The 25683-nt window shown below is 64.7% G+C and carries 20 protein-coding genes; 12 read left to right on the top strand and 8 right to left on the bottom strand.

The features are described 5' to 3' along the window. Positions 1 to 96: 96 nt before the first annotated feature. From mnmE to rpmH, 4 genes are all read right to left on the bottom strand, one after another. Complete coding sequence (gene mnmE / locus ACVKN3_RS06875; RefSeq protein WP_354515687.1) at positions 97 to 1440, bottom strand: tRNA uridine-5-carboxymethylaminomethyl(34) synthesis GTPase MnmE; 1344 nt, start codon at positions 1438 to 1440, stop codon at positions 97 to 99. A 52-nt stretch (positions 1441 to 1492) separates the two neighbouring features. Further along, positions 1493 to 3196 carry a membrane protein insertase YidC gene (gene yidC, locus ACVKN3_RS06870; RefSeq protein WP_354515689.1) on the bottom strand — a complete coding sequence of 568 codons (1704 nt, stop codon included), beginning with the start codon at positions 3194 to 3196 and terminating at the stop codon, positions 1493 to 1495. A gap of 67 nt (positions 3197 to 3263) precedes the next feature. After that, complete coding sequence (rnpA, locus tag ACVKN3_RS06865) at positions 3264 to 3644, bottom strand: ribonuclease P protein component (protein ID WP_051938536.1); 381 nt, start codon at positions 3642 to 3644, stop codon at positions 3264 to 3266. A gap of 14 nt (positions 3645 to 3658) precedes the next feature. Beyond that, positions 3659 to 3793 carry a 50S ribosomal protein L34 gene (rpmH, locus tag ACVKN3_RS06860; RefSeq protein ID WP_036109021.1) on the bottom strand — a complete coding sequence of 45 codons (135 nt, stop codon included), beginning with the start codon at positions 3791 to 3793 and terminating at the stop codon, positions 3659 to 3661. Between the two features lie 190 nt (positions 3794 to 3983). On the opposite strand from rpmH, the gene dnaA reads away from it, so the two are divergent. From dnaA to ACVKN3_RS06815, 9 genes are all read left to right on the top strand, one after another. Next, entirely contained in the window at positions 3984 to 5342 is a 1359-nt protein-coding gene (dnaA, locus tag ACVKN3_RS06855; protein ID WP_285403442.1) for a chromosomal replication initiator protein DnaA, read from the top strand. Between the two features lie 214 nt (positions 5343 to 5556). Then, positions 5557 to 6657, top strand: a complete 1101-nt coding sequence (dnaN, locus tag ACVKN3_RS06850; RefSeq protein ID WP_354515692.1) for a DNA polymerase III subunit beta — start codon at positions 5557 to 5559, stop codon at positions 6655 to 6657. A gap of 94 nt (positions 6658 to 6751) precedes the next feature. Further along, on the top strand, positions 6752 to 7834 hold the full coding sequence (gene recF, locus ACVKN3_RS06845) for a DNA replication/repair protein RecF (protein WP_354515694.1): 1083 nt from the start codon (positions 6752 to 6754) through the stop codon (positions 7832 to 7834). A gap of 66 nt (positions 7835 to 7900) precedes the next feature. Next, complete coding sequence (gene gyrB / locus ACVKN3_RS06840; RefSeq protein ID WP_036138674.1) at positions 7901 to 10345, top strand: DNA topoisomerase (ATP-hydrolyzing) subunit B; 2445 nt, start codon at positions 7901 to 7903, stop codon at positions 10343 to 10345. A 282-nt stretch (positions 10346 to 10627) separates the two neighbouring features. Beyond that, positions 10628 to 11929, top strand: coding sequence for a tetratricopeptide repeat protein (locus ACVKN3_RS06835; protein ID WP_285403446.1), 1302 nt, complete (start codon positions 10628 to 10630; stop codon positions 11927 to 11929). Between the two features lie 199 nt (positions 11930 to 12128). Then, on the top strand, positions 12129 to 12791 hold the full coding sequence (locus ACVKN3_RS06830) for an energy transducer TonB (RefSeq protein ID WP_036138669.1): 663 nt from the start codon (positions 12129 to 12131) through the stop codon (positions 12789 to 12791). 53 nt (positions 12792 to 12844) lie between these two features. Next, positions 12845 to 13612, top strand: coding sequence for a MotA/TolQ/ExbB proton channel family protein (locus ACVKN3_RS06825; RefSeq protein WP_036138666.1), 768 nt, complete (start codon positions 12845 to 12847; stop codon positions 13610 to 13612). 11 nt (positions 13613 to 13623) lie between these two features. Beyond that, on the top strand, positions 13624 to 14037 hold the full coding sequence (locus ACVKN3_RS06820; RefSeq protein WP_036138663.1) for an ExbD/TolR family protein: 414 nt from the start codon (positions 13624 to 13626) through the stop codon (positions 14035 to 14037). 5 nt (positions 14038 to 14042) lie between these two features. Continuing rightward, the gene (locus ACVKN3_RS06815; RefSeq protein ID WP_036138661.1) at positions 14043 to 14450 is read left to right on the top strand and encodes an ExbD/TolR family protein; all 408 of its coding nucleotides are present in this window, start codon (positions 14043 to 14045) and stop codon (positions 14448 to 14450) included. A gap of 51 nt (positions 14451 to 14501) precedes the next feature. Here the strand turns inward: ACVKN3_RS06815 and ACVKN3_RS06810 are convergent, their stop codons facing one another. Then, positions 14502 to 15245: a pyridoxine 5'-phosphate synthase gene (locus ACVKN3_RS06810; protein ID WP_354515697.1), complete on the bottom strand. Its 744-nt coding sequence runs from the start codon at positions 15243 to 15245 to the stop codon at positions 14502 to 14504. Positions 15246 to 15383: 138 nt separating this feature from the next. After that, the gene (locus ACVKN3_RS06805) at positions 15384 to 16010 is read right to left on the bottom strand and encodes a 4'-phosphopantetheinyl transferase family protein (RefSeq protein WP_354515699.1); all 627 of its coding nucleotides are present in this window, start codon (positions 16008 to 16010) and stop codon (positions 15384 to 15386) included. An 89-nt stretch (positions 16011 to 16099) separates the two neighbouring features. On the opposite strand from ACVKN3_RS06805, the gene ACVKN3_RS06800 reads away from it, so the two are divergent. Further along, positions 16100 to 19588, top strand: coding sequence for a hybrid sensor histidine kinase/response regulator (locus tag ACVKN3_RS06800; RefSeq protein WP_354515701.1), 3489 nt, complete (start codon positions 16100 to 16102; stop codon positions 19586 to 19588). A gap of 36 nt (positions 19589 to 19624) precedes the next feature. On the opposite strand, the gene ACVKN3_RS06795 is transcribed toward ACVKN3_RS06800, so the two are convergent. Together ACVKN3_RS06795 and acs are read right to left on the bottom strand one after the other, a co-directional pair. Then, positions 19625 to 20293: a response regulator transcription factor gene (locus ACVKN3_RS06795; protein WP_036138653.1), complete on the bottom strand. Its 669-nt coding sequence runs from the start codon at positions 20291 to 20293 to the stop codon at positions 19625 to 19627. Positions 20294 to 20324: 31 nt separating this feature from the next. After that, positions 20325 to 22265, bottom strand: a complete 1941-nt coding sequence (acs, locus tag ACVKN3_RS06790) for an acetate--CoA ligase (protein WP_354515704.1) — start codon at positions 22263 to 22265, stop codon at positions 20325 to 20327. Between the two features lie 165 nt (positions 22266 to 22430). Between acs and ACVKN3_RS06785 the strand changes: the two genes are divergently transcribed. Continuing rightward, positions 22431 to 23921, top strand: coding sequence for a hypothetical protein (locus ACVKN3_RS06785; protein WP_285403451.1), 1491 nt, complete (start codon positions 22431 to 22433; stop codon positions 23919 to 23921). Positions 23922 to 23931: 10 nt separating this feature from the next. Continuing rightward, on the top strand, positions 23932 to 25596 hold the full coding sequence (locus ACVKN3_RS06780; protein WP_354515706.1) for an MFS transporter: 1665 nt from the start codon (positions 23932 to 23934) through the stop codon (positions 25594 to 25596). The last annotated feature ends 87 nt before the right edge of the window (positions 25597 to 25683 follow it).

Here is a 25683-nt window from a genome sequence, read left to right as displayed (position 1 = left end):
CTCGGCAAGTTCCAAATCAGAAAATAGATACTGTCGTGCTACAGGAAGCAGGTTACAGCTACGTCGACTGACCTCATTAGACATACCTTATCCACCTTACTTTCCTATACAAAACGACCCGAATATCTCACCCAGAAGATCATCGGACGAATAGGCGCCCGTCACCTCGCCCAGAGCCTGCTGCGCATGCCGCAGCTCTTCCGCCGCAATCTCCCCAGCGTGGTAGCCATGCAACGCACCGTTCGCGCGAGCGAGATGATCGCGCACTGCCTCCAGGGCGACCACATGGCGACGGCGCGCACTGAATGCACCGTCACCGGAACCCGCGATGGCCAATTCCCTCAACATGCTGCGCAACGCATCCATACCCAGACCGGTGTACGCGGACAACCACAACATGTCGTAGCCGTCACACCGCTCGATACCTGCGGCCGTGTTGGTCAGGTCGATCTTGTTGACGATGACGATACGCGTCGCATGGTCGGGTGCGCCTTCGAAGAACGGCAGGTCGTCGCGTGCATGCGTCTCGTCCGTCACCAGCAGCGCGACATCGCATCGCTCCAGCTGTGCACGCGCACGACGAATGCCTTCGCGCTCCACGATGTCGTCCGATTCGCGCAGTCCCGCCGTATCGGCCAGCTCCAGTGACGCGCCGTCGATGCTGACCGAGGCGCGCAACACATCGCGCGTGGTGCCGGCGATATCGGTGACGATCGCACAGTCTTCGCCTGCCAGCGCGTTCAGCAGGCTCGACTTGCCCGCGTTGGGTCGGCCGACGATCGCCACGACGATACCGTCGTTGAGCCTGACCCCACGACGTGTTTCGACCAGCAAGTCATCCAGATGCGTGCGCAACGTGCCCAGCTTTTCGCCGATGAGCGGATCGGCAAGGAAGTCGATCTCTTCCTCGGGAAAATCGATGGCCGCCTCGATGTGCACGCGCAAGGCGATCAACTCGGCGAGCAACGCATCCACGCGCGCGGAGAACACGCCTTCCATCGAGCGCAGTGCCGCACGCGCGCCCGCTTCCGAAGTGGCGGCAACGACATCGGCCACCGCTTCGGCCTGGGCGAGGTCGAGCTTGCCGTTGAGAAAGGCGCGCTCGGTGAACTCACCGGGTCGTGCCAGCCGTGCACCCAACTGGATGCAGCGGCGGAGCAGGGCGTCCATCAGCACGGCACTGCCGTGGCCCTGCAATTCGAGCACGTGCTCACCGGTGTAGGAGGCCGGCGCGGGAAAGGACAGCAGCAGGCCGCGATCGATCAGTTCGCCGTCGGCGTCGCGAAACGCGGCGAAATGGGCGTGGCGTGGTGTTGGTTCGCGACCCAGCAAGGTCGCGGCGATGACCGGTGCACGCGGCCCGGAGACGCGAACGGCGCCGACACCGGCCGCGCCGGCGCCGGTGGCGATGGCTGCAATGGTGTCGTCGCCGTGATTCATCGCTTACCCGCGTATGGCGAAGCGGCGCGTCTTTCGACGCGCCGCCTTGAGGTTATGCCTTGGTGATCTTCGCTACCGCGTCGGCGCGTTCCACGCTGCGGTTGATCCACCACTGCTGGAGCAGGCTGGTCGCGCCGTTCACCGTCCAGTACAGCACCAGGCCCGAGGGGAAGAAGGCGAAGAAGACGCCGAAGATCAGCGGCATCACCTTCATCATCTTGGCCTGGGTCGGGTCCATGCCGGCGGTCGGCATCATGCGCTGCGTGAGCAGCGTGACCAGGAAGTACAGCACCGGCAGCACGTAGAACGGATCGGGCGCCGACAGGTCGTGGATCCAGCCAAAGAACGGCGCATGGCGCAGTTCGATCGATTCGGACAGCACGCGCAGCAGGCCGATGAAGATCGGGAAGGTGATCAGGATGGGCAGGCAGCCTGCCATCGGGTTGATCTTCTCCTTCTTGTACAGCTCCATGGTGGCCTGCTGCATCTTCATCCGGTCGTCGCCGTAGCGCTCCTTCAGCGCGGCGATGCGCGGCTGCAGCTTGCGCATGCGTGCACCCGAGCGGAACTGCGCGTCGGTGAGCTTGAACAGGGCGGCCTTGATCAGCAGCACCAGCAGGATGATGGCTACGCCCCAGTTGCCGCTGATGGCGTGCAGCTGCGACAGCAGCCAATGCAGCGGCTGCGCGATGATGGTGAACCAGCCGTAGTTGCTGGTCAGTTCCAGGCCCGGGGCGATGGCGTCCAGCGTGCCCTGCAGCTTGGGCCCGATGTAAAGGCGCGCGACGCTGTCGACCGACTGGCCCGGGGCCACCTGCATGGCCGGACCGAACGCACGCACCAGGTAGCGCGGCGTGGCCGAGTTGGGATCGACCACGGCGCTGCTATAGGTGACGCTCTGCTCCGCCGGCGGAATCCACGCGACGAAGAAGTAATGCTGGAGCATGCTGACCCAGCCGCCGGTGATCGCGCGGTTGAGCGGTTTCTTGGCGAAGTCCACCAGCGGCAGCGTCTCGAACTTGGTATCCGGGCTGTACCACGCGGCACCGAAGAAGCTGTGCTGCGCCGGGTCGGTATACGCCTTGAACCAGTTGACCTTCTCGTTGGCGACGCGCTGCAGCTGGTGATAGGCGTTACCCGTCCAGACCGCCGTGGAACCGTTCTCGACGCGCTGGTCGAGATCCACCACGTAGTCCATGCGCTTGAGCGTGTAACGCTTCACCACCTTCACGCCGGACGGATCGGTCCAGGTGAGGTCGAGGCTGACCGACTTCTGGCCATCGGCCAGGGTCGTCTCCGTTTTGTCGGCATGGAACAGGGCGCGGTGGTCCGGCGCCGCACCGTTGCTGCTGACCAGGCCATCCTGGGCGGCGAAGAAGTGCGCGCCCTCGTCGTCCAGCAGGCGCACCGGCGGCGAGACCGGATCTTTCCTGGTGACCGGGTTGGTCGGGTAGTAGAGGAGTTCCGAGCGGACGATGCTGCCGCCGCGGGTATCGATCGTCAGGCGCAGCACGTCGTTGGACAGCGTGACCAGCTCCGCCTTGCCTTCGGCGGGCGGGGCGTTCTCGTTTGGTACGGCGGCCGGCGCGGTGGAACCTGGAATGCTGGCATCGGCGCCGGGCTTGCCGGCGGCATCGACCTGGGCGGCCGGCGCAGCGGGGGCCGGCGGATGGACGTAGTCCTTCTCCCACTCGGTCCACAAGAGATACGCCACGAACATGAGCGCGAAGAAGAGAAGCGTGCGCGTTTGATTCATTGCAGGGCCAGATCCGAATGACGCCGCGGCCGAGGGGCCGGGAAGGGCGGGGGTGACTTAAGAAAGATCAACGCGCGATTGTGCCGTCCGCACCCTCGCGCTTCAACGGCCGGATGCGACGCAACAGGGTTTCCAACTCGGCAAGCAGTGCTGCGCCTGTCTCCTGCACGGCGATGTCTTTGGCCATGACCAGGATGTCGACAGGCGGAAGATCGGGGCGGGCGCGGCGGAACGCCTCGCGTGCCAGGCGCTTGATCCGGTTACGGTCGACCGCGCGCTTGGAACAGCGCTTGGAGATGGCCAGGCCGAGCCGGGCGGTGTCGACGTCGTTGTTTCCGAAGCGCAAAAGAAAACAGCGGCCGCCGAGGCGACCGCTGACTGTTCGCAACGCGGCGAAGTCGGCGGCGCGGCGTAACCGCGCTTCGCGCGGCATGGCGGCGGCACGCACGACCGTATCGCCGATTACGGGATCAGACGCTTGCGACCCTTGGCACGACGGGCGTTGATGATCTTGCGGCCGTCGGCGGTCGCCATGCGTGCGCGGAAGCCGTGGGTACGGGCGCGCTTGAGCAAGCTGGGCTGGAAAGTACGCTTCATGGCGAAGACATCCGGGTGAAGATTGAATATGGCCGGCAAGTATGTCCGACAATCCCGATTACTGTCAACCGGTTGGACACGTGCCCGTCACGAGGCTGCCGCCGATCGGACACCGGACGGGGGGCGGAACGCTGGTAGACTTTGCCGTCCACCCCGCGCGCAAGCGCCCCTTCTGTGGCAAGAATACCCGATGAGTGATCTTTGGAGGCGCTGTCTCGAGCGTCTTGAAGGCGAATTGACCGCCGAGGAAGTCCATACCTGGCTCATGCCGCTGCAGGCCCGGGAAGACGCGTCCGGCCTGCACCTGTATGCCCCGAACCCGTACTCGCTGGATACCATCCGCGAGCAGTACCTGGAAAAGATCCAGAGTATCTCCGGACACCTGATCGGCCATCCCGTCACGGTACGCCTGGAAGTGGGCTCGTCCGGCGGCAGGGCCGTGCCGGTGCGCGTAAGCAGCGCCACGCCGTCCCCGTCCCCCTCGCAGCAGGCGCCTCGGGCGCCCGAGGCGCCGCCGGAACCGCCCCATGTCCACAACCTGGACATGCACTACACCTTCGAGACCTTCGTCGAGGGCAAGTCGAACCAGCTGGGCAAGGCGGCGGCGATGCAGGTCGCGATGAATCCGGGCAGGGCCTATAACCCGCTGCTGCTCTACGGTGGCACCGGCCTGGGCAAGACCCACCTGATGCACGCCGCCGGCAACATGCTGCTGCAGAACAATCCCGGCGCAAAGGTGCTCTACCTGCGTTCGGAACAGTTCGTCAGTGGCATGGTCAAGGCGCTGCAGCAAAAGAACATGGACGAGTTCAAGCGCCGCTTCCGCACGGTGGACGCGCTGCTGATCGACGATATCCAGTTCTTCGCCGGCAAGGACACCACGCAGGAAGAGTTCTTCCATACCTTCAATGCGTTGTTCGAGGCGAAGCAGCAGATCATCCTCACCTGCGACCGCTATCCCAAGGAACTGGACAAGCTGGAGCCGCGGCTGAAGTCGCGTCTGGGGTGGGGGCTGTCGGTGGCGATCGAGCCGCCCGACTTCGAGACGCGGGCAGCCATCCTGCTTTCGAAGGCCGCGGAGAAGGACATGGAAGTGTCCGAGGACGTGGCCATGCTGCTGGCCAAGCGCATCCGCTCCAACGTGCGCGACCTCGAGGGCGCCCTGAATACGCTGGCGGCCCGGGCCAACTTCTACCGCAAGCCGATCACTACGGACTTCGCCGAAGAAACCCTGCGCGACCTGCTGAATACCCATGCGCAGGCCGTGACGGTGCCCAACATCCAGAAGACGGTGGCCGATTACTACCAGGTCCGCCTTTCCGATCTGCTCTCCAAGCGCCGCGTGCGCTCCCTGGCGCGGCCCCGGCAGGTCGCCATGGCCCTGTCCAAGGAACTGACCGAGCACAGCCTTCCCGAGATCGGTGAAGCGTTTGGTGGCCGTGATCACACCACGGTGCTGCATGCCTGCCGGACCATCCGCGGTTTCTGCGAGAAGGACGTACGCATGCGCCAGGACTGGGAGCAGCTGATCCGTATATTGACGGGCTGAGAACCTGTGGATAATAGGTGGATGGACAGAGGATGGATTTGGGCCTCGAAGTTATCCACAAGACACCCACATAGCTTCACCGGTTAGACGCGATGGATATGAAAATACAACTTGCTGAAATTCAATAGAAATTCAGGCTTGTCAACTTATCCACCGCCCTAACAACAACCACTATATAAATCTTAAAAACATTAAAAGCAGGAGTAGGGGTCGCATGCAATTCAGCATCCAGAGGGAAGTTCTGCTCAAACCCCTGCAGCAAGTGGTGGGCGTCGTCGAACGCCGACAGACGCTGCCCGTCCTCGCCAACCTCCTGGTTCGCGCTACCGGACAGGAGGTCTCGTTCACCGGTACCGACCTTGAAGTGGAGATGGTCGCTACCACCGCTGCCGATGCCGTGCAGGAAGGCGAGATCACGATTCCTGCGCGCAAGCTGTTCGATATCGTCCGTGCGCTGCCCGATGGCGCAAAGATCGACATCAAGCTCAACGGCGAGCGCATCGCCCTGAATGCAGGCCGCAGCCGGTTCACCCTGGCCACCTTGCCGTCCAGCGAGTTCCCGACCGTCGATGAAATCGAACTGGTCGAGCGGGTCACGTTGCCGGAAGAGGTGCTGCGCGACCTGATGGACCGCACGGCCTTCGCCATGGCCAACCAGGATGTCCGTTATTACCTCAACGGCATGCTGCTGGATCTGCAAGAACACACGCTGCGTTGCGTGGCCACCGACGGCCACCGCCTCGCGCTGAAGGAAACCAAGCTGCAGAGTTCGGTATCGGCACGGCGCCAGATCATCATTCCGCGCAAAGGCGTCAACGAACTGATCGGTCTGCTGGAAGCGGGCGAGGGTTCGGTGGAACTGGAGTTCGGCCGTAATCACCTGCGCGTGCGGCGCGGGGGCGTCATGTTCACGTCGAAGCTCATCGACGGACGCTTCCCAGACTATGAGGCCGTCATCCCGCTCGGTGCCGACAAGTCCGCGACCATCGAGCGCGATGTGCTGCGCAGTGCACTGCAGCGCGCGGCCATCCTCTCGAACGAGAAATACCGCGGCGTCAAGCTGGAACTCACGCCAGGTCGCATCAAGATCGTCGCGCACAACCCGGAGCAGGAAGAAGCCCAGGAAGAAGTCGAAGCAGAGACCGTTGTCGACGACCTCGCCGTGGGCTTCAATGTCGGCTACCTGTTGGATGCGCTCGGCGCGTTGCGTGGCGAGAAGGTGCGCATCAACCTGCGTGATGCGCAGTCGAGCTGCCTGCTCCAGGAAGAGGGCAACGAAGAAGCGCGTCATGTCGTGATGCCGCTTCGCCTCTGATCGGCTTCCACGCTAAAGTTCGGCTGATGACGCCGGGGTTGTCTTCGACACCCCGGCGTTTTTCGTTTCGTCGTTCCGGTCACCACAGGGCGCCATGAAGTTCGAATCACTAAGGATCGCCGGGTTGCGCAACCTCGACAGCGTTTCGCTGTCTCCGGCTGCGGGGATCAACGTGTTCGTGGGTCCCAACGGTGCCGGGAAGACCAGCATCCTCGAAGCGGCCTACCTGCTGTCCCACGGGCGCTCGTTCCGTGCGGGATCGCGTGATGTCCTGTTGCAGCGCGGGGCGGCGTCCTTGTCCGTATTCGCGGAAGTGCGTGGGAAAGACGAGCGTGCACGCCGCCTTGGCTTGGGCCGCGAAGGTAGCCGTTGGCAAGCGCGGGTGGACGGTGACACGGCGGCATCGCTGGGCGCGCTGGTGCAGGAGTGTGCCGTGGTCTGCTTCGAGCCGGGATCACATGATCTCATCGCCGGCGCTTCGGATGAACGCCGGCGCTTCGTGGACTGGGGTTTGTTCCACGTGGAACACGACTTCATCGGACAGTGGCGCCGATACCAACGTGCCCTCAAGCAGCGAAACGCGCTGTTACGGGGCGGTGGGCCGATCGAAGCGTCATGGATCGAGCCGTGGGAAGCGGAATTGGCCTCTACCGGCGAAGCGATGACCGCACATCGCAGGGCTTACCTGGCCCGACTGCTGCCCTACATCCGAGAGTTCACCGCCAACGTCCTTCCCGAACTGGGCGCGTTCGACCTGCGCTATCGCCCCGGTTGGGAGGAGGGTGAGCCATTGCTGGGCGTTTTGGCCGCACGACGCATCCGTGATCTCGCACGCGGCCACACAACCGTCGGCCCCCATCGCGCTGATTTCGCCATCAGCTTCGAACAGGCTCCCCTGCGGGAGCACCTTTCACGTGGCCAGGAAAAACTGACCGCGCTGGCCTGCCTGCTTGGGCAGGCGGCGCTTCACGCCGAGATCAAGGGAGAGTGGCCCGTGATATGTCTCGACGATCTTGCGTCGGAGCTGGACCGCACCCATCAAGAGTGGGTCGTGGCCCAGCTTCTCGGTCGCGACGCGCAGGTCCTGGTCACCGGAACGGACATTCCGGACGCACTTTCTAGCCAACCGGTCACTGTGTTCCACGTGGAACAGGGTGCCGTCGCGGCTTTGCTATAATCGACCGACTATGCCGGCGCACCTGCGCCGCATCGGGCCGCACCCCGCGCCACCACCAGGCATCGCATGAACGAACCTCTCGATCCGAACCAGTCCAACGCCTACGATTCCGGCAGCATCAAGGTCCTCAAGGGCCTGGACGCGGTGCGCAAGCGCCCCGGTATGTACATCGGTGACACCGACGACGGCACCGGTCTCCACCACATGGTGTTCGAGGTCGTCGATAACGCGATCGATGAAGCCCTGGCTGGCTACTGCGACTACGTCACGGTCGTGATCGGGCAAGACGGGTCCGTCGGTGTTTCGGACAACGGACGCGGCATCCCGGTCGAGATCCACCCGGAAGAGGGCATTTCCACGGCGGAAGTGGTCATGACCGTGCTGCATGCCGGTGGCAAGTTCGACGCCAACTCGTACAAGGTATCCGGTGGCCTGCATGGCGTGGGCGTTTCCGTCGTCAATGCGCTGAGCGAGCGTTTGTGGCTGACCATCTGGCGTGACGGCAAGGAATACCGTCAGGAATACGCACACGGCGTGGCCCAGGCCCCCATCGGCCCCGTGGGCGACACCACGCGGCGCGGCACCATGGTGCGGTTCCTGCCCAGCCCGGCCACGTTCACCAACAACATCGAGTTCCACTACGACATCCTGGCGAAGCGCCTGCGTGAGTTGGCCTTCCTCAACTCGGGCGTCACCATCGAGCTGGTGGACGAGCGCAACGAGCGCAAGGACATCTTCGCCTACGAGGGCGGCATCCGCTCCTTCGTCCAGCATCTGTCCCAGCTGAAAACCGCGCTACACCCGACGGTCGTAAGCTTCAGCACGGAAACCGCCGACGGCATTACCGTCGAAGTGGCCATGCAGTGGACGGACGCGTACCAGGAAACGATGTTCTGCTTCACCAACAATATTCCCCAACGTGACGGCGGTACCCATCTCACGGGCTTCCGCGCCGCGCTGACGCGTACGCTGCAGAGCTACATCGAGAAGGAAGGCCTCGCCAAGAACGCCAAAGTGGGCCTGTCCGGCGACGACATGCGCGAAGGCATGATCGCCGTGCTGTCGGTCAAGGTGCCCGATCCGAAGTTCTCCTCGCAGACCAAGGACAAACTGGTTTCCAGCGAGGTGAAGACAGCGGTGGAACAGGTGGTCAACGACCGCCTGTCCGAGTTCCTGCTGGAGCATCCGGCCGAGGCCAAGGCCATCGCTTCCAAGGCGGTGGATGCGGCACGTGCCCGCGAAGCGGCCCGCAAGGCCCGCGAGATGACCCGCCGCAAGGGCGCGCTCGACATCGCCGGTCTGCCGGGCAAGCTGGCGGACTGTCAGGAAAAGGATCCGGCGTTGTCCGAACTGTTCCTGGTCGAGGGTGACTCCGCAGGCGGCTCGGCCAAGCAGGGCCGCAACCGGCGCACGCAGGCCGTGCTGCCGTTGAAGGGCAAGATCCTCAACGTGGAGAAGGCACGCTTCGACAAGATGATCGCCTCCGCCGAAGTCGGCACGCTGATCACCGCGCTGGGCACGGGCATCGGCAAGGACGAATACAACCCGGACAAGCTGCGCTATCACCGCATCATCATCATGACCGATGCGGACGTGGACGGCTCCCACATCCGCACGCTGCTGCTGACTTTCTTCTACCGCCAGATGCCCGAACTGATCGAACGCGGGCACGTCTACATCGGCCTGCCGCCGCTGTACAAGGTGAAGCAGGGCAAGCAGGAGATGTACATCAAGGACGACGTGGTCCTGAACCAGTACCTGATCTCGGGTGCGGTGGATAACGCGTCGCTGATGCCGGAAGAGGGCGCGCCACCCGTGAGCGGCGAGGTCCTCGAGAAGCTGCTGCACGATTACCAGTCCGCCCTGGACCAGATCGCTCGCCTCAGCCATCGCTTCGACACCACCTCGCTCACCGCGATGATCGAGCACGTGCCGATGGAAGAAGGCCTGTGGGCCGACCCTGTCGCCATGCAGGCCTGGCTCGATGGCATTGCCACGCGCCTCAGTGCCAGCGGCCTGGGCAAGCCCACCTACAAGCTGCGCTTCCGTCCGGCGCTGAACGAGCAGGGCGCCGCCGTCGAAGTGGAGCGGATGCAGCACGGCCTCAGCCACACGTGGATCATGCCGCAGGCGTTCTTCGGCGGTATCGAATTCCGCGCCATCCTGGGTATTTCTCGTCAGCTCGCCGACCTGCACCTGCAGCCCGGCGCCGTGGTTCGCCGCGGCAACGCCTCGCGCGGCGTACTCAGCTTCGCGGACGTGCGCAACTGGCTCCTGGACGAAGCCAAGAAGGGCCGCTCCATCCAGCGCTTCAAGGGCCTGGGTGAAATGAATCCGGAGCAGCTGTGGGAAACCACGGTCAATCCGGAAACCCGTCGCATGCTGCAGGTGGGCATCGAGGATGCCGTGGCCGCCGACCAGATGTTCTCGATGCTGATGGGCGAGGCCGTGGAACCGCGTCGCGACTTCATCGAATCGAACGCGCTGAAGGTAGCCAACCTGGACGTCTGACGATCTGGCGTAAGCGTTTACATCCCGGAGCCCGATGGCGGTCACGCATCGGGCTCTTTTTTTGACCTGCGTCACAACTCGCAGGGAAGGATGAAAACGCCGTTTTCAAGGGCCATAAGGGCCACAAATTTGCACTGCGCCAACAAACATATAACAAGTCATTGTTTTGACTATTGTTTTTTATCGCACTGCGACTTGTTCTTAGGAATAGAATCAGGTTAACCTCTGTAGTCCCCCGGCACTGTTCGTTGAGCGCCGAGTCCTACAGCCTGAGGTCATTCGATGAAACAGGGTTCCTTCGCAAAGCTCGCGCTCGCCACGGCGGTCGCTCTTTCCCTTGCCAGCGGTGCGGTCAGCGCGCGTGACTCGGCTCCCAAGGACAAGAAAGAAGCGCTGTACCCGAACGCCACGCGTACGGAGCCCAAGCTCGACCTCAAGACCGAGAAAGACCAGAAGGCCATCAACGAGGGCCTGGACGCCGCCAACAATGGCGACAAGGACAAGGCGACGCAGATCCTGCAGCCGCTGGCCGATGGCTCGGGCACCAGCAGCAAGTATGCCCAGGCACTCGCCCTCCAGGGCCTGGCCAACATGAAGTACAACGACGGCGACGTGAAAGGCGCCATCGTCGAACTGAAGAAGGCGCTGGACATCGGCGTCATGCCGAACGACACCTATTTCCAGCTGAAGTACATGTACACGCAGTTCCTGGTGGCCGACGAGCAGTACGCCCCGGCGTTGCAGTCGCTGCAGGAATGGCGCTCGGAAGGCAAGAAGGAAACCGCCGACTCCTACGGTCTCGAAGGCAATATCGATTACCGCCTCGAGAAGTACCCGGAAGCCATCGCCGCGATCACCAAGGCGAAGTCGATGCCGGACGCGAAGCCGCAGGGTTCGTGGGACCAGATCCTCGCCGCCAGCTATGCGGAAACCGGCCAGGGCGATAAGGCTGCCGACCTGGCTTCGGCCGAGCTGGCCAAGAATCCGAACGACCCGACCGCGATGCAGAACGCGGCGTCCTCGCTGATCCAGGCGCAGAAGTATCCCGAAGCGATCGCGCTGCTCGAAAAGGGCCGTGCCGCGGGCGCCTTCAAGGATGAGAAGCTGTATATCAACCTCGCCAAGGTCTACCTGATCGATGGCCAGGACCACAGCGAGCGCCAGGAAGCCAACGCCGGCAAGGCGCAGGCCGTGCTGGAAGACGGTCTGTCGAAGGGCGTGGTGAAGCCCTCCGCCGAGGTCTACAAGCTGCAGGGCGACGCCGCCATTACGGCAGGCAACGAGAGCGCCGCGCTGGCCGCGTACCAGAAGGCTGCTCCGCTGGCCAAGGACGGCGAGGTGTCGCTCAGCGTCGCCCGCCTCCAGCTGCAGAAGAATCAATACCCGGCTGCCGAGAAATCGGTGACCGATGCCATCAGCAAGGGCGTTCAGCATAAGGGTCAGGCCTATATGGTGCGCGCGGAAGCCAAGCGTGGTCAGAAGAACAAACAGGGTGCTATTGCGGACATGAAGCTCGCGGCGCAGGACCCTGAAACGTCTGCCAAGGCCAACGCCTGGTTGAAAAATGCAGAGAACACCAAGTAAGCGCTTGTAAGGTGCTGAAAAGTGGAGGATTCAAGATCGTCACGAATCCTCCCTTCAGGCGCTATACAAACGCCATATGCTGGTGTAACTTGCATATCTTTCCGCTTGCAGAAACCTGCGTTTTCGGCAATGTCAATTGCCGAACGCCGGAAGAGCAGTGCGGGCTCACTTCCGCTTGATTAGCTCTTGATAGTGACTGATGGCCTCAAGTAACGAATCAACCGGCCAAGCGCCGTTCAGTTGGGGGCGCACCAGCGCATTGGCAGTCGCCATTGCGTTGCACTCGTTCGCCTTCCTGCTGCTGGTCGCGCCCATGGCGCCGCCGAAGTCGCAGGAAAAGCAGAAAGAGAAAGTCGTGCAGGTCGATTTTATCGAACCGCCGCCGCCCCCGCCCCCTCCGCCGCCGCCGCCGCCCGAACCCCCCAAGCAGCCGCCGCCGAAGATCATCCAGCAGGTGAAGCCGCCGCCGACTCCGCCGCCGCCGGCTCCACCGCCGCCGGCTGTCGAGGAAGCGAGCTCGAATCCTGTTCCGGCTCCGCCGCCGGCGCCTCCCGCGCCGCCTGCTCCGCCGGCGGATATCGCGCCGAGCGAAAATCTGTCGTACCGTCAGCGTAACCCGCCAAAGTATCCGCCGCAGGCGGTCCGTCAGCGGCATGAAGGTACGGTGGTTCTTCTGGTCCTCGTGGGTGTCGACGGTGCGCCGAAAGACATCAAGGTTGACCAGTCGAGCGGTTTCCGCGAATTGGACAAAGCCGCGGAGGATGCCGCAAGGAACTGGCGATTCAACCCGGGCAAGCGAGGCGGTGCTGCCGTCGAAGGCTATGCACGTGTCCCCGTTACGTTCAACCTAAACCAGCTGTAAGCCCCCACACTTACATCTTTTAAGTTCACGCTTGACTTCCCAAGGGTAGCGTTATGTTGCAAGACACCTCCGCTCAGCCTGCTCAGCCAGGTCAAAACTCCAACGCCGATGCCCTCAAGCAGATGGGCTTCGACCACCTCATTCACAACTTCGACTTCCTCGGTTGGATCGTGTTCGTGGTGCTGGTCGCGATGTCCGTACTCTCGTGGTACTTCATCGTCGCCAACTTCATCCGTAACAGCATGGTGCGGGCCCGCGCCGACAAGGTCATCCAGGGTTTCTGGAACACCTCGTCGACGCAGGAAGCCATTCGTATGCTCGAAGAGCAGCCGAAGGGCGAACCGTTCTCGAAGATCGCGCTCGATGCCGCTTCGGCCGTCGCTCACCACCAGCAGGCTGCTGGCGGTCGCCTCGCCGAAACGCTGTCGCGTTCGGAATTCATCGACCGCGCACTCCGCCAGGCCGTCGCTCGCGAGAGCCTGCGTCTGGAAGGTGGCCTGACCCTGCTCGCCACGGTCGGCTCCTCGGCCCCGTTCATCGGTCTTCTCGGTACGGTGTGGGGTATCTACCACGCGCTGATCGGTATCGCCGCTTCGGGTTCCGCGTCGATGGACAAGGTTGCCGGTCCTGTCGGTGAGGCGCTGATCATGACCGCGTTCGGTCTGTTCACCGCTATCCCGGCCGTGCTCGCGTACAACTTCTTCATGCGCTCCAACCGCCTGACCTACGCCAAGTTCGACGAATTCGCGCATGACCTGCACGACTTCTTCGCCACCGGCGCTCGCGTCGAAGGTACGGCGCCGGTCGTCGTCAAGAAGTAAGGAGCTGACCCATGGCTATGTCCAGCGGTGGCAACAGCGGTGGCCCGATGTCGGAAATCAACGTCACGCCGCTCGTCGACGTGATGCTGGTTCTGCTGATCATCTTCATGATCACGGCACCCCTGATGTCCCATAAGGTCCAGATCGATCTGCCGAAGGCTAATCCGAACGTTAAGGATGACACCCCGGTCGAACCGATGGATCTCGCGGTCAAGCCGGACGGTACGTACTTCCTCAATGACGGTGAAGTCAGCGAGGCTGAACTGAAGGCCCAGTTCGCGGTTGCGGCGGCGAAGTCGCCGCAGCCGGAACTCCAGATCCGTGCGGACCGCACCACCGAGTACAAGGTGGTGAAGAAGATCCTTGGCGATGCCAAGGAAGCCGGTATGGTCCACGTCGGCTTCATGTCGACCGGCAAGGAGTAACGAAAATGGCATTCAGTTCAGGCAACTCTGGTGGTCCCATGGCGGACATCAACGTGACGCCGCTCGTCGACGTCATGCTGGTGCTCCTGATCATCTTCATGATCACGGCTCCGATGCTGTCGCATAAGATCAAGATCGATCTTCCGCAGCCGAATCCGAACGTGCAAAACCCAGAGAACCCGCCGGATCCCGTCCGGCTGCAGATCCGCCAGGATGGCTCGCTCTATTGGAACGACACGCCGGTTGACGAGCTTGGCCTCAAGGCCCAGATCGCGGTGATCGCCCAGCAGTCGAACCAGCCGGAACTGCAGATCGACGCGGACGACGCGGCACAGTACGAGGCCGTGGCTCGCGTGCTTTCCGACGCAAAGGGCCAGGGCCTGACCAAGATCGGTTTCGTCAACTCGAACTGATCCACGGTCTGTCCGGTTAGACGAAAAACCCCGCCTCACGGCGGGGTTTTTTTACGAGAGGATATCGAGGTAGGCGCGTACCGTTCGCGACAGGCCGTCGTACAAGGCCTCGCCGATCAGGGCATGGCCGATCGACACCTCCGCCAGCCCCGGGATGGCCGACTTGAACGTGCCCAGGTTGGCCTGGCTGAGATCGTGGCCGGCATTCACGGCCAACCCCGCCTGTTGCGCACGCTGGGCGGTGTCGGCGAACGCGGCCAGCTCGCGCCGCGCGTCGCCCTGCTCGAAGGCCTCCGCGTAAGGCCCTGTATACAACTCGACACGCTCCACACCGATAGCCCTGGCCTCCGCAAACCCGGCGCCACCGACGTTGACGAACACGCTGACGCGGCAACCCAACTCACGAAACGCAGCCACCACGGGGCGGAGTGTCTCGATGTCGGCCGTGAGATCGAAACCGTGATCGGAGGTGATCTGGCCGTCGCCGTCGGGCACCAGCGTCACCTGGGTGGGGCGTACTTCCCGTGCCAGTTCCAGCAGGCCGGGATAGGCGCCGCGTGCCGCCGCAAAGGGATTGCCCTCGATGTTGTATTCCACGCGCCCGCGCAGCAGGCCGGCAATGACACGGACATCCGCCGGGGTAACGTGGCGCATGTCGGGCCGGGGATGCACGGTGATACCGCCGCAGCCCACATCGATGCAGGTGTGCGCGGCCTTGGCGATCGAGGGCTCGCTGCCGCCGCGCGAGTTGCGCAGCACGGCGATCTTGTTGAGGTTGACGCTGAGTAGGGTCATCGACGGTCCAAAAAAAACGCACGCCACCTTCGCGACGTGCGTAATGACTGTCTTCCCAGCATAACGCGCCACCTCCCTGTGGCGCACTCCACGGCTCACACACACACGTAACTGAGACACGGCCGACGCCGAAAAGGTTCAAAGCGAAGATGTGAAGACGTGGACCCGGCGTTCACCACCACGCCAGGCCACCGCGCCCCGCCGTCCCTCGCCCAGCGCCAGTGGTCGCACCTGCCACGCGTCGGCCGGGCCGAGGTCGCCATCGAAGACGAGCGGCAGCGCCTGGTCCCCGCGGATCGTGAACGCGGCACGGTGCAGACCGTAGGACAGCCCGCCACCATGGGCCTTCAGCACGGCTTCCTTGGCAGTCCACAAAGCAAGGAAGCCGGCTACGCGTCCATCCTCGGGAAGGCTTTCCAGCCAGGCGGCCTCGTCCGCCGCGAAAAAGCGACGCGCCAGCTCCAGGGCCCGGGCCCGTGGGCGCTCCGTCTCCACGTCCACGCCCAGCAGGAATCCCGCAGGGCCCCGGCCGATGGCCAGCACCGCGACATCGCCGCTGTGCGACCAGCTGAAGCCGAGGCCGTCGAAAGGCGGCGGTAGCCGGGGCTTGCCCTGGTCGCCGCGAACGATGTCCGGCGCGCCGGGGCCGGCGTATGCCGCGACGAGCGCCGCGAAGTGGGTCTCCCCTTTGCCGCCGGGCCACGGTGTGTGCCAGACGTGGATGTCGTTGTCCGCAAGCGGCGGAATGGGTGGGAACTGGGGCATGGTGACGATGCTGCGTGGGAACGGCAACGACGGCAAGTGCGCCCGCGTGCCTTAGAATCGAAACGCTGTCGAAGGGGGAGCGAGATGACGTGATCGCAGGATGGCTTCTGCTGCTGGTGGCGCTGCTCTACGTGGGGCTGCTGTTCGTCATCGCCTACGCGGGCGACCGTCGGCCGTTGTATCCGCGGCAACCCCGTCTGCGTCCGCTGGTCTACAGCCTGGCGCTGGCGGTGTATTGCTCGTCGTGGACGTTCTACGGCGCGGTCGGCACGGCGGCGCGTTCCGGGCTGGCCTACCTGCCGATCTACCTGGGACCGCTGCTGCTGTTCGTGCTGGGCTTCGGCCTGCTCGAGCGCCTGGTGCTGGTGGCCCGGGAGCGCAACATCACCTCGATCGCCGATTTCATCGCTGCGCGCTTCGGCAAGTCGCACGGCCTGGCGGCGCTGGTGGCCGTGATCGCCGTGGTCGCGATCATTCCGTACATCGCGCTGCAGTTCAAAGCCGTGGCGATGTCGTTCGCCGTGCTCGGCGCCGGTAACTCCGCGTGGTGGTTCGGTGACACGGCCCTGTGGTGCGCCGCCCTGCTCGCCGTCTTCGCGATCCTGTTCGGTACGCGCACCATCGATGCCACCGAACACCACCACGGCATGATGCTGGCCGTGGCGGCGGAGTCGCTGGTCAAGCTGCTGGCCTTCGTCGCCATCGGCATCTACGCCTGGCGACATGGCCCCGGCCTGCAGGAAACGCTGCGGGCGCCGCTCCAGCAGATCGAGAAAGGCAGCATGCCGCCCGGGTTCGTCGCACAGACCCTGCTCGCCTTCTGCGCCATGTTCTGCCTGCCGCGCCAGTTCCAGATCGGCGTGGTGGAGTGTGAGGACCCGCGCGACCTGCGCCGGGCCCGCTGGCTGTTCCCGATCTACATGGTGCTGATCTCGCTCGCCGTGCTGCCGATCGTCAGCGCCGGCCTGGGCCTGCCGCAGGTGACCGGTGGCCACGTGGATGCGTGGGTACTGAACCTGCCGCTCGCACACGGCGATACGGGCATGGCCCTGCTCGCCTTCATCGGCGGCTTCTCCGCGGCCACCGGCATGGTGATCGTCGCGGCGGTGGCGCTCGCCACGATGATCAGCAACGACCTGGTCATGCCGATGCTGTTGCGCATCCGTCGCCTGGACCTGGAAAAGCGCGCGGACCTGTCCAGCACCGTGCTGCTGATCCGACGCATCGCGATCGTCGGCCTGGCCGCCATGGCGTACGTGTACTACCGCATCATCGCGGACGCGGAAAACCTTGCCGCTACCGGCCTGCTCTCCTTCGCCGCGGTGGCGCAGTTCGCGCCGGCTATCGTCTCCGCCCTGTACTGGCGCGGTGCCAGCCGCAGCGGCGTGCAGGTGGGCCTGCTGGCCGGCTTCGCCGTATGGGCCTATACGCTGCTGCTACCGGCCATGACGCGTGCAGGATGGATTGGTACCTCATGGATGCAGGATGGCCCGTTCGGCATCGCCTGGCTGAAACCCACCGAGTTGTTCCACCTGACCGGCTGGGAGCCGGTGACACACGGCACCTTCTGGTCGCTGCTGACCAACGTCGGCTGCCTGGTCTTCATCTCCCTGCGTTTTCGACCCAGCGTGGCCGAGCGGCTGCACGCCGCGCTGTTCGTCGATCCCTTCGTGCGCAGCGCCGGCGGCGCCGGCGACTGGCGCGGTCGCGTCACCGTGCGCGACCTGGGCACCATCGCCGGCCGTATCGTCGGCGAGCGGGTCACCGCGCGTGCGTTCCATGAATACGGCGAGCGCCATGGTGTAGCACTGGTGTCGTCGGATGCCGCGGACCGTCCGTTGATCCAGTTCACCGAACGCCTGTTGGCGAGCGCCGTGGGCGCGGCCAGCGCACGACGCATCCTGATGGGCGCGCTGTCCGGTACCGGACTGGACATCGCCGAGGCCATGGCGTTGCTCGACGAAGCCTCGCAGGAGCTGCGCTTCAACCGCGAACTGCTGTCCACGACCCTGGAAAACGTCTCGCAAGGCATCAGCGTGGTGGACGGCGACATGCGCCTGGTGGCCTGGAATCGCCGCTACATGGAGTTGTTCGACTATCCCGAGGGCATGGTCTACGTCGGCCTGCCCGTGGCGGACCTGATCCGCTGGAACGCCGAGCTCGGCGAATGCGGGCCCGGTGAGGTGGACGAGCATGTCGCCAAGCGTATCCGCTACATGCGTGCCGGTTCGCCGCACGTGTTCTCGCGCGTACGCCCCGACGGCACCGTGATCGAGATGCGCGGGCGCGCTCTGCCCGGCGGCGGCTTCGTCACCACGTTCACCGACGTCACCGCGTACAAGACCGTGGAGCAGGCGCTGATCGATGCGAACGAAACCCTGGAACAACGGGTGGAGGTGCGCACGGCCGAGCTGTCGGAAGCGTTGAACGCCACGGCGATGGCGCGACGCGACGCGGAAGCGGCCAATGCGTCGAAGACACGCTTTCTCGCCGCCGCCAGCCACGACCTGTTGCAACCGCTGAACGCCGCCCGCTTGTTCACCTCGGCGCTGCGCCAACATCCCGGCCTGGACACGGAAGCGGCCGGCCTGGCCGAACGCATCGACGCATCGTTCCGCGCGGCCGAGGACCTGCTCGACGCCTTGCTGGACGTCTCGCGCCTGGATGCCGGCAGCTACCGGCCCGAGGTACTCCCCTTTGCCCTCGCGGACCTGTTCGATTCGCTGAAGCAGCAGTTCGCCGTGGTGGCCGAACAGCGCGGCCTTACGCTGCACGTGGTGCCATCATCGCTCTCCGTGCGCTCGGATGCGCAGTTGCTGCGCCGTATCGTCGCCAACTTCCTGTCCAACGCGTTGCGTTACACGCGCACCGGTGGCGTCCTGCTGGGCGTGCGCCACGAGGGCGACCACCTGCGCATCGAGGTGTGGGATACCGGACCCGGTATCGCGCAGGAGCAGCAGGCACGCATCTTCGGCGAGTTCCAGCGGCTGGAGCGTCCATCGCCGTGGGGCGAAAAAGGCCTCGGCCTGGGGCTGTCGATCTGCGAGCGCCTGGCCGGCATCCTCGGCCATATACTGGGACTGCGCTCGCGGGTCGGGCGCGGCAGCTGCTTCAGCATCACTGTGCCGCGAACGGCGGCGGTATCGCGCAAGCGCGCGCCGACGATGGCGCGTCCCGGCGGCGAGCAGCTGCCGCTGACGGTGCTGTGCCTCGACAACGACGACACCATCCTGGAGGGCATGCAGGCCCTGCTGGGCCGCTGGGGCGTGGATTGCCGCGTGGCCATCGACGTACCCGCGGCGCTGGCGGTGCTCTCGACCACGCACGTCGATCTCATCCTCGCCGACTATCACCTGGGCGAAGGCATGGATGGCGTGGACGCCCTGCAACACATCGGCACGACCATCGTGCCGATGCCGCCCGCGGCCCTGGTCACGGCCGACGGCAGCACAGCGCTGAAGCAGCGTGCACGCACGCTGGGTTATCCGGTGCTGCATAAGCCGGTGCGGCCGGCCGCGCTGCGCGCGCTGCTGGTAGCGCTGGCGAAACGCGTAGGTACGGGTACCGGCGCGGCGTGAGCCGAAGCCAAGCCGGTTGCCTGGCCCCGCCGCGTCTCAGGGTTCCGCGGTATTTCCCGGAAAGGCTTCCTTGTCCACGTCCAGATGGCTTGCCGCCAGGGCGACCTGCGTGCGGTTGGACACGCCGAGTTTGCGCATGATCGCCGTCATGTGCGCCTTTACCGTGGCCTCGGAGACACCCAGGTCGTAGGCAATCTGCTTGTTGAGCAAGCCCTCGGCGATCATGCCGAGCACGCGGAACTGTTGCGGCGTGAGTGACGCCACGCGCGCGGCGACGGCCGCCTCGTCGGGCTTGAGCTCCACGTTGCCGCCGACCAGCTGGTGCGGCAGCCACACGTCGCCGTCCAGCACGGTACGCACCGCTTCCACGATCTGTTCCACCGACGCCGATTTTGGTATGTAGGCCGACGCACCGTGCCCCAGGGCACGACGCGCCACCTGCGCTTCCTCATGTCCCGAAACCACCAGCGTGGGCAGCCCGGGGTATTGGCCGCGGATATGCGCCAGCGCGGAATAGCCGCGTGCGCCCGGCATATGCAGGTCCATCAACAGCAGGTCCGCGTCCGGCAGCGATTCGATCAGCGCGAACAGCGCCGGCACGCTATCCGCTGTATGCACGACGGCATCCGGCAGCGCCGCCAGCACCGCGCGCTGCAGGGCGTCGCGGAACAGCGGATGGTCGTCGGCGATGAGGACGTCGGCCATCAGCGATCGCGACGACACGGGTGGCCGGGCATCACCGGATCAACCGCTGGTCGACCAGGTTCTGCACGACGCCCGGGTCTGCCAGCGTGGACACATCGCCCAGCTGGTCGGGCTGGTTCTCGGCGATCTTGCGCAGGATGCGCCGCATGATCTTGCCCGACCGCGTCTTCGGCAGGCCCGGTGCCCACTGCAGGTGATCCGGTGCGGCGATCGGGCCGATCTCCTTACGCACCGCGGCCACCAGCTCCTTCGCCAGCTCGTCGCTGCCGGTCTCCCCCGCCTTCAGCGTGACGAAGGCATAGATGCCCTGGCCCTTGATGTCGTGGGCGCAGCCGACCACGGCCGCCTCGGCGACCTTGGCATGCGACACCAGCGCGCTCTCCACCTCGGCGGTGCCGATGCGATGACCGGATACGTTGATCACGTCGTCCACGCGACCGGTGATCCAGTAGTAACCGTCGTCGTCGCGACGGGCGCCGTCACCGGTGAAGTAGTTGCCGGGATAGGTCTTGAAATAGGTGTCGATGAAGCGCTGGTGGTCGCCATACACCGTGCGCATCTGGCCCGGCCATGAATCGGTGATCACCAGGTTGCCGCTGGCGGCGCCTTCCTGCGGCCGTCCCTCGGCATCGACGATGGCCGGCACGATGCCGTAGAACGGCGTGGTGGCGGAGCCGGGCTTGAGCGGGGTGGCGCCGGGCAGCGGCGTGATCATGAAGCCGCCGGTCTCGGTCTGCCACCAGGTATCGACGATGGGGCAGCGCGATTCGCCCACCACGCGGTGGTACCAGTTCCAGGCCTCCGGGTTGATCGGCTCACCCACTGTGCCCAGCACGCGCAGGCTCTTGCGCGAGGTCTTCTTTACCGGCTCGTCGCCCTCGCGCATCAGCGCGCGGATGGCCGTGGGCGCGGTGTAGAACAGCGTTACCTTGTGCTTGTCGACCACCTGCCAGAAGCGGCTGAAGTCCGGGTAGTTGGGCACGCCGTCGAACATCACCACGGTGGCGCCGTTGGCCAGCGGGCCATACACGACGTAGCTGTGGCCGGTGATCCAGCCCACATCGGCTGTGCACCAGTAGATGTCGTCCTCGCGCAGGTCGAAGGTCAGCTCGTGCGTGAGGCTGGTATAGACCAGGTAACCCGCACTGGTGTGCAGCACGCCCTTGGGCTGGCCCGTGGAGCCGGAGGTGTAGAGGGTGAACAGCGGATCTTCCGCGTTCATCGCCTCGTACGCGCATTCCGCGGACTGGCCTTCCATCAGCGTGTGGTACCAGCGGTCGCGCGGCGACTGCATGTTGATGGCGCCACCGGTGCGTCGCACCACCACCACGGTATGCACGCTGTTGGTATTCGGGCGGTTCAGCGATTCGTCCACGTTCGCCTTGAGCGGGATCTTCTTGCCGCCGCGACACCCCTCGTCGGCGGTGATGACCAGCTTGGCACCGGAGTCCGCGATGCGTGCCGCCACGGAATCGGGCGAGAAACCGCCGAACACCACCGAGTGCACGGCACCGATGCGTGCGCAGGCCAGCATGGCCACGGCCGCTTCGGGAATCATCGGCAGGTAGATCAGCACGCGGTCGCCCTTGGCCACGCCCAGGTTCTTCAGCGTGTTGGCGAACTTGCATACCTCGGTGTGCAGCTCGCGGTAGGTCAGGCTGCGCGACTCGCCGGGGTCGTCACCCTCGAAGATGATGGCGGTCTTGTCGCCGCGCGTCGCCAGGTGCCGGTCGAGGCAGTTGGCGGATACGTTGAGCTGGCCATCCTCGTACCAGCGGATGTGCAGGTCGGCCGGGTCGAACGAGACATCCTTGATTTTCGTCGGCGGCACGATCCAGTCGATCCGCGTGGCCATGTCCTTCCAGAAGCCTTCCGGATCCTGCACGGAGCGGGCGTAGTTGGCCTCGTAGTCGGCCTTGCCGACGCGCGCGGTGGCGGCGAAGGTGGGATCGACGGGATGGATGTCGGACATGCGTGCTCCTCTAAGGACGGCGTTGGGGCTATGAGGGGAAGTTTATCCCCGCCACGCGACCCGATGGGTCGCACCGGCTACGACTTTGGTCGAGTTTCGACCTTTGGCGAATGGAACCCCGGCTGGAACGGCCACATGCTCGCGCTGCCAATGGTTGGGGAGACCATGATGAAGACGAACCGCTACGGTGGCCGCAAGGCCATCGCCCTCAGTGTCGCCTGTGCCCTCATGCTGCCGATGGTGGCGGTCCCGGACCTCGCCCACGCCCAGTCGCGATCGAAGAAAACCACGAGCCGCGAGGCGGCGCTGGAGTCGCGGGTCAACCAGCTCGAGCAGCAGCTGGCGGAACTGAAGGCGATGATCCAGGAGCAAAAGACGCAGACCACGGAGGCCGCGACCACGGCCCAGGCGGCGCAAGCGCAATCGCAGCAGACCGAGGAGAAAGTGGCCAAGGTCGAGAAGGTGGTCGCCACCGTCCCGGCCAAGCCGGCTTTCACCACGGGCACCGCGCCCGGTGTGTCGCTGGCGCTGCACGGCTTCATCAACGCCAGCGCTTTCACCCAGAACAAGGCGTATACCTACGGCAACGGCGCCAACTCGGAGTATCCGATCCCGGCCGGTGGCGCCAATCGCGCCGATGGCCGTGTCAGCGGCGTGGACGTGCGCAACACGCGCTTCTGGCTGGACTTCACCGGGGCGAAGTTCAACGAGAACTGGGCCGGTAGCGGTCGCCTAGAGATGGATTTCTTCGGCGGCTTCAACGGCACCGGCGCTTATGCCGGCTCGCAGCCGGAACTGCGCATGCGCCAGGCGTACATGGACATCGCCAACGCCAGCACCGGCACCACGTTCCGCATCGGCCAGATGTGGGACCTGATGTTCCCGCTCGATTACATCCCGCAGTCGCTGTCGCATATCGCGTTTCCGCTGGGCTACGGCAGCGGCGTGATCGGCTGGCGCTTCCCCGGGGCCATCTGGATGCAGGAACTCAATCACGGTTCCGAAGGCACCAAGTGGCGCTTCGACATGGCCGTGCTGCAGGGCAGCTGGAACGGCCCCGGTGCCAACGCGACCACCAATTACCAGACCGCCGGCAACGCGGGCTTCAAGCCGCAGGTGGAAGCCCGCCTCACCGCCAAGGGCGGCAACTGGCAGGCCTTCGTGGCCGGCCACTACAGCAAGGTGGACCTGCACGGCGTGGATGGCCTTACCGCCACGCCGATCAAGAGCAACCTGAAGAGCACGGCGGTGGAACTGGGCGGCCTGTGGACGCCCGGCAAGTTCATCTTCAAGAGCGTGGTGTACACCGGCAATGCGATCGGCGAACTGTTCGGCGACCTCTCGCAGTTCGGCGACATCAAGGACAAGGGCGGCTACCTGCAGGCGGGCTACAAGTTCGATCCGCACTGGACGGTGTATGCCTTCGCCTCGGTCAGCAAGCCCGACGAGAACGACGTGCTGCGCTGGCGCGCGGCGAACACCCCCGGCCTGCTGAAGAGCCGCCAGAAAGCGGCCAGCCTGCAGTACACCACGGGCCCGTTCGACTTCAGCGTGGAGTGGATCCACGCCAACCTCGACTCGACCACCACCAACGGCCTGGGCCGGCAGAAAACCGCCGGCAACGAACTCACGCTCAACGGCAACTACCGGTTCTAAGGGGAGCGACATGGCGACTACCGCAAGCGGCCCGCGTGCCGACGGCAGCATCGGCACCAGCCACCGGCGCGTGATCTTCGCGTCCAGCCTGGGCACCGTGTTCGAGTGGTACGACTTCTACCTGTACGGCTCGCTGGCGGCGCTGATCGGCAAGCAGTTCTTCACGGGGTTGAACGAGACCAGCCAGTTCATCTTCGCCCTGCTTGCGTTCGCGGCCGGCTTTGCCGTGCGGCCGTTCGGTGCCATCGTGTTCGGTCGCATCGGCGACCTGATCGGGCGCAAGTACACCTTCCTCATCACCATCCTGATCATGGGCACCTCGACGTTCCTGGTCGGCGTGTTGCCCGGGTATTCGACGATGGGCGTGGCCGCGCCCGTGCTGCTCATCCTGCTGCGCCTGTTGCAGGGCCTGGCCCTGGGTGGTGAATACGGTGGTGCGGCGACCTATGTGGCGGAACATGCGCCGCCGGGCAAGCGCGGGCTGTACACCAGCTTCATTCAGATCACCGCCACGTTCGGCCTGTTCCTCTCGCTGCTGGTCATCCTCGGCACGCGACTGGGCCTGGGCACCGAGGCGTTCGAAGCCTGGGGCTGGCGCATTCCGTTCCTGCTTTCCGCGGTGTTGGTCGGCGTATCGGTGTACATCCGCCTGCAACTGCACGAGTCGCCGGTGTTCCAGCAGATGAAAGCCGAGGGCAAGCAGTCGAAGGCGCCGCTGACCGAAGCCTTCGGCCAATGGAAGAACCTGCGGCTGGTGATCCTGGCACTGTTCGGCGCCACCGCCGGCCAGGCCGTGGTCTGGTACACGGGCCAGTTCTATTCGCTGTATTTCCTGACGCAAAGCCTGAAGATCGACGGCACCACGGCCAACCTGCTGATCGCCGGCGCGTTGCTGATCGGCACGCCCTTCTTCGTTTTCTTCGGCTGGCTGTCCGACCGCATCGGCCGCAAGCCGGTGGTGCTGGCCGGTTGCCTGATCGCGGCACTGACGATGTTCCCGATCTTCAAGGGCCTGACCCACTTCGGCAATCCCGCCGTGGAAGCCGCCGCTGCGGCCGCACCGGTCGTCGTCACCGCCGATCCGGAAGCCTGCACCTTCCAGTTCGACCCGGTCGGCAAGAAAACCTTCACCAGCTCGTGCGATGTCGCCAAGAGCGTGCTGGCGAAGAAGGGCATTCCGTATACCAACGCCGCCGCACCCGCGGGCACGCTGGCCACAGTGAAGATCGGCGACGCGGTGATCGAATCGTTCGAGGGTGGCAGCCTGGACAAGGCGGCCTTCACCGAGCAGAGCAAGGCGTTCACCGCGAAGGTCGCCGCCCAGGTGAAGACGGCGGGCTACCCCGAGAAGGCCGACCCCGCACAGGCGAACTATCCGATGCTGGTGCTCCTGCTGGCGATCCTGGTGCTCTACGTCACGATGGTCTACGGGCCCATCGCCGCGTGGCTGGTGGAGATGTTCCCGACGCGCATCCGCTACACGTCCATGAGCCTGCCGTACCACATCGGCAATGGCTGGTTTGGCGGCTTCGTGCCCACCATCGGCTTCATGCTGGTGGCGTGGAAGGGGGATATCTACTACGGCCTGTGGTATCCGGTGGCCGTGGCCCTGATGACCTTCGTGATCGGGTTGTTCTTCGTGCGCGAGACCAAGGATGTGCCGTTGGAGGATTGACGGTCTGGCGGGCGGTGGCCTGGCAGCCCCGCCCGACCTTGGCCCGCATTCGGCATTCTGCGACCGGTATCCCGACTTTTGAGATCG

Source organism: Luteibacter sp. PvP120 (assembly GCF_054055715.1).
This window is presented reverse-complemented; position numbering and strand designations above follow the sequence as displayed.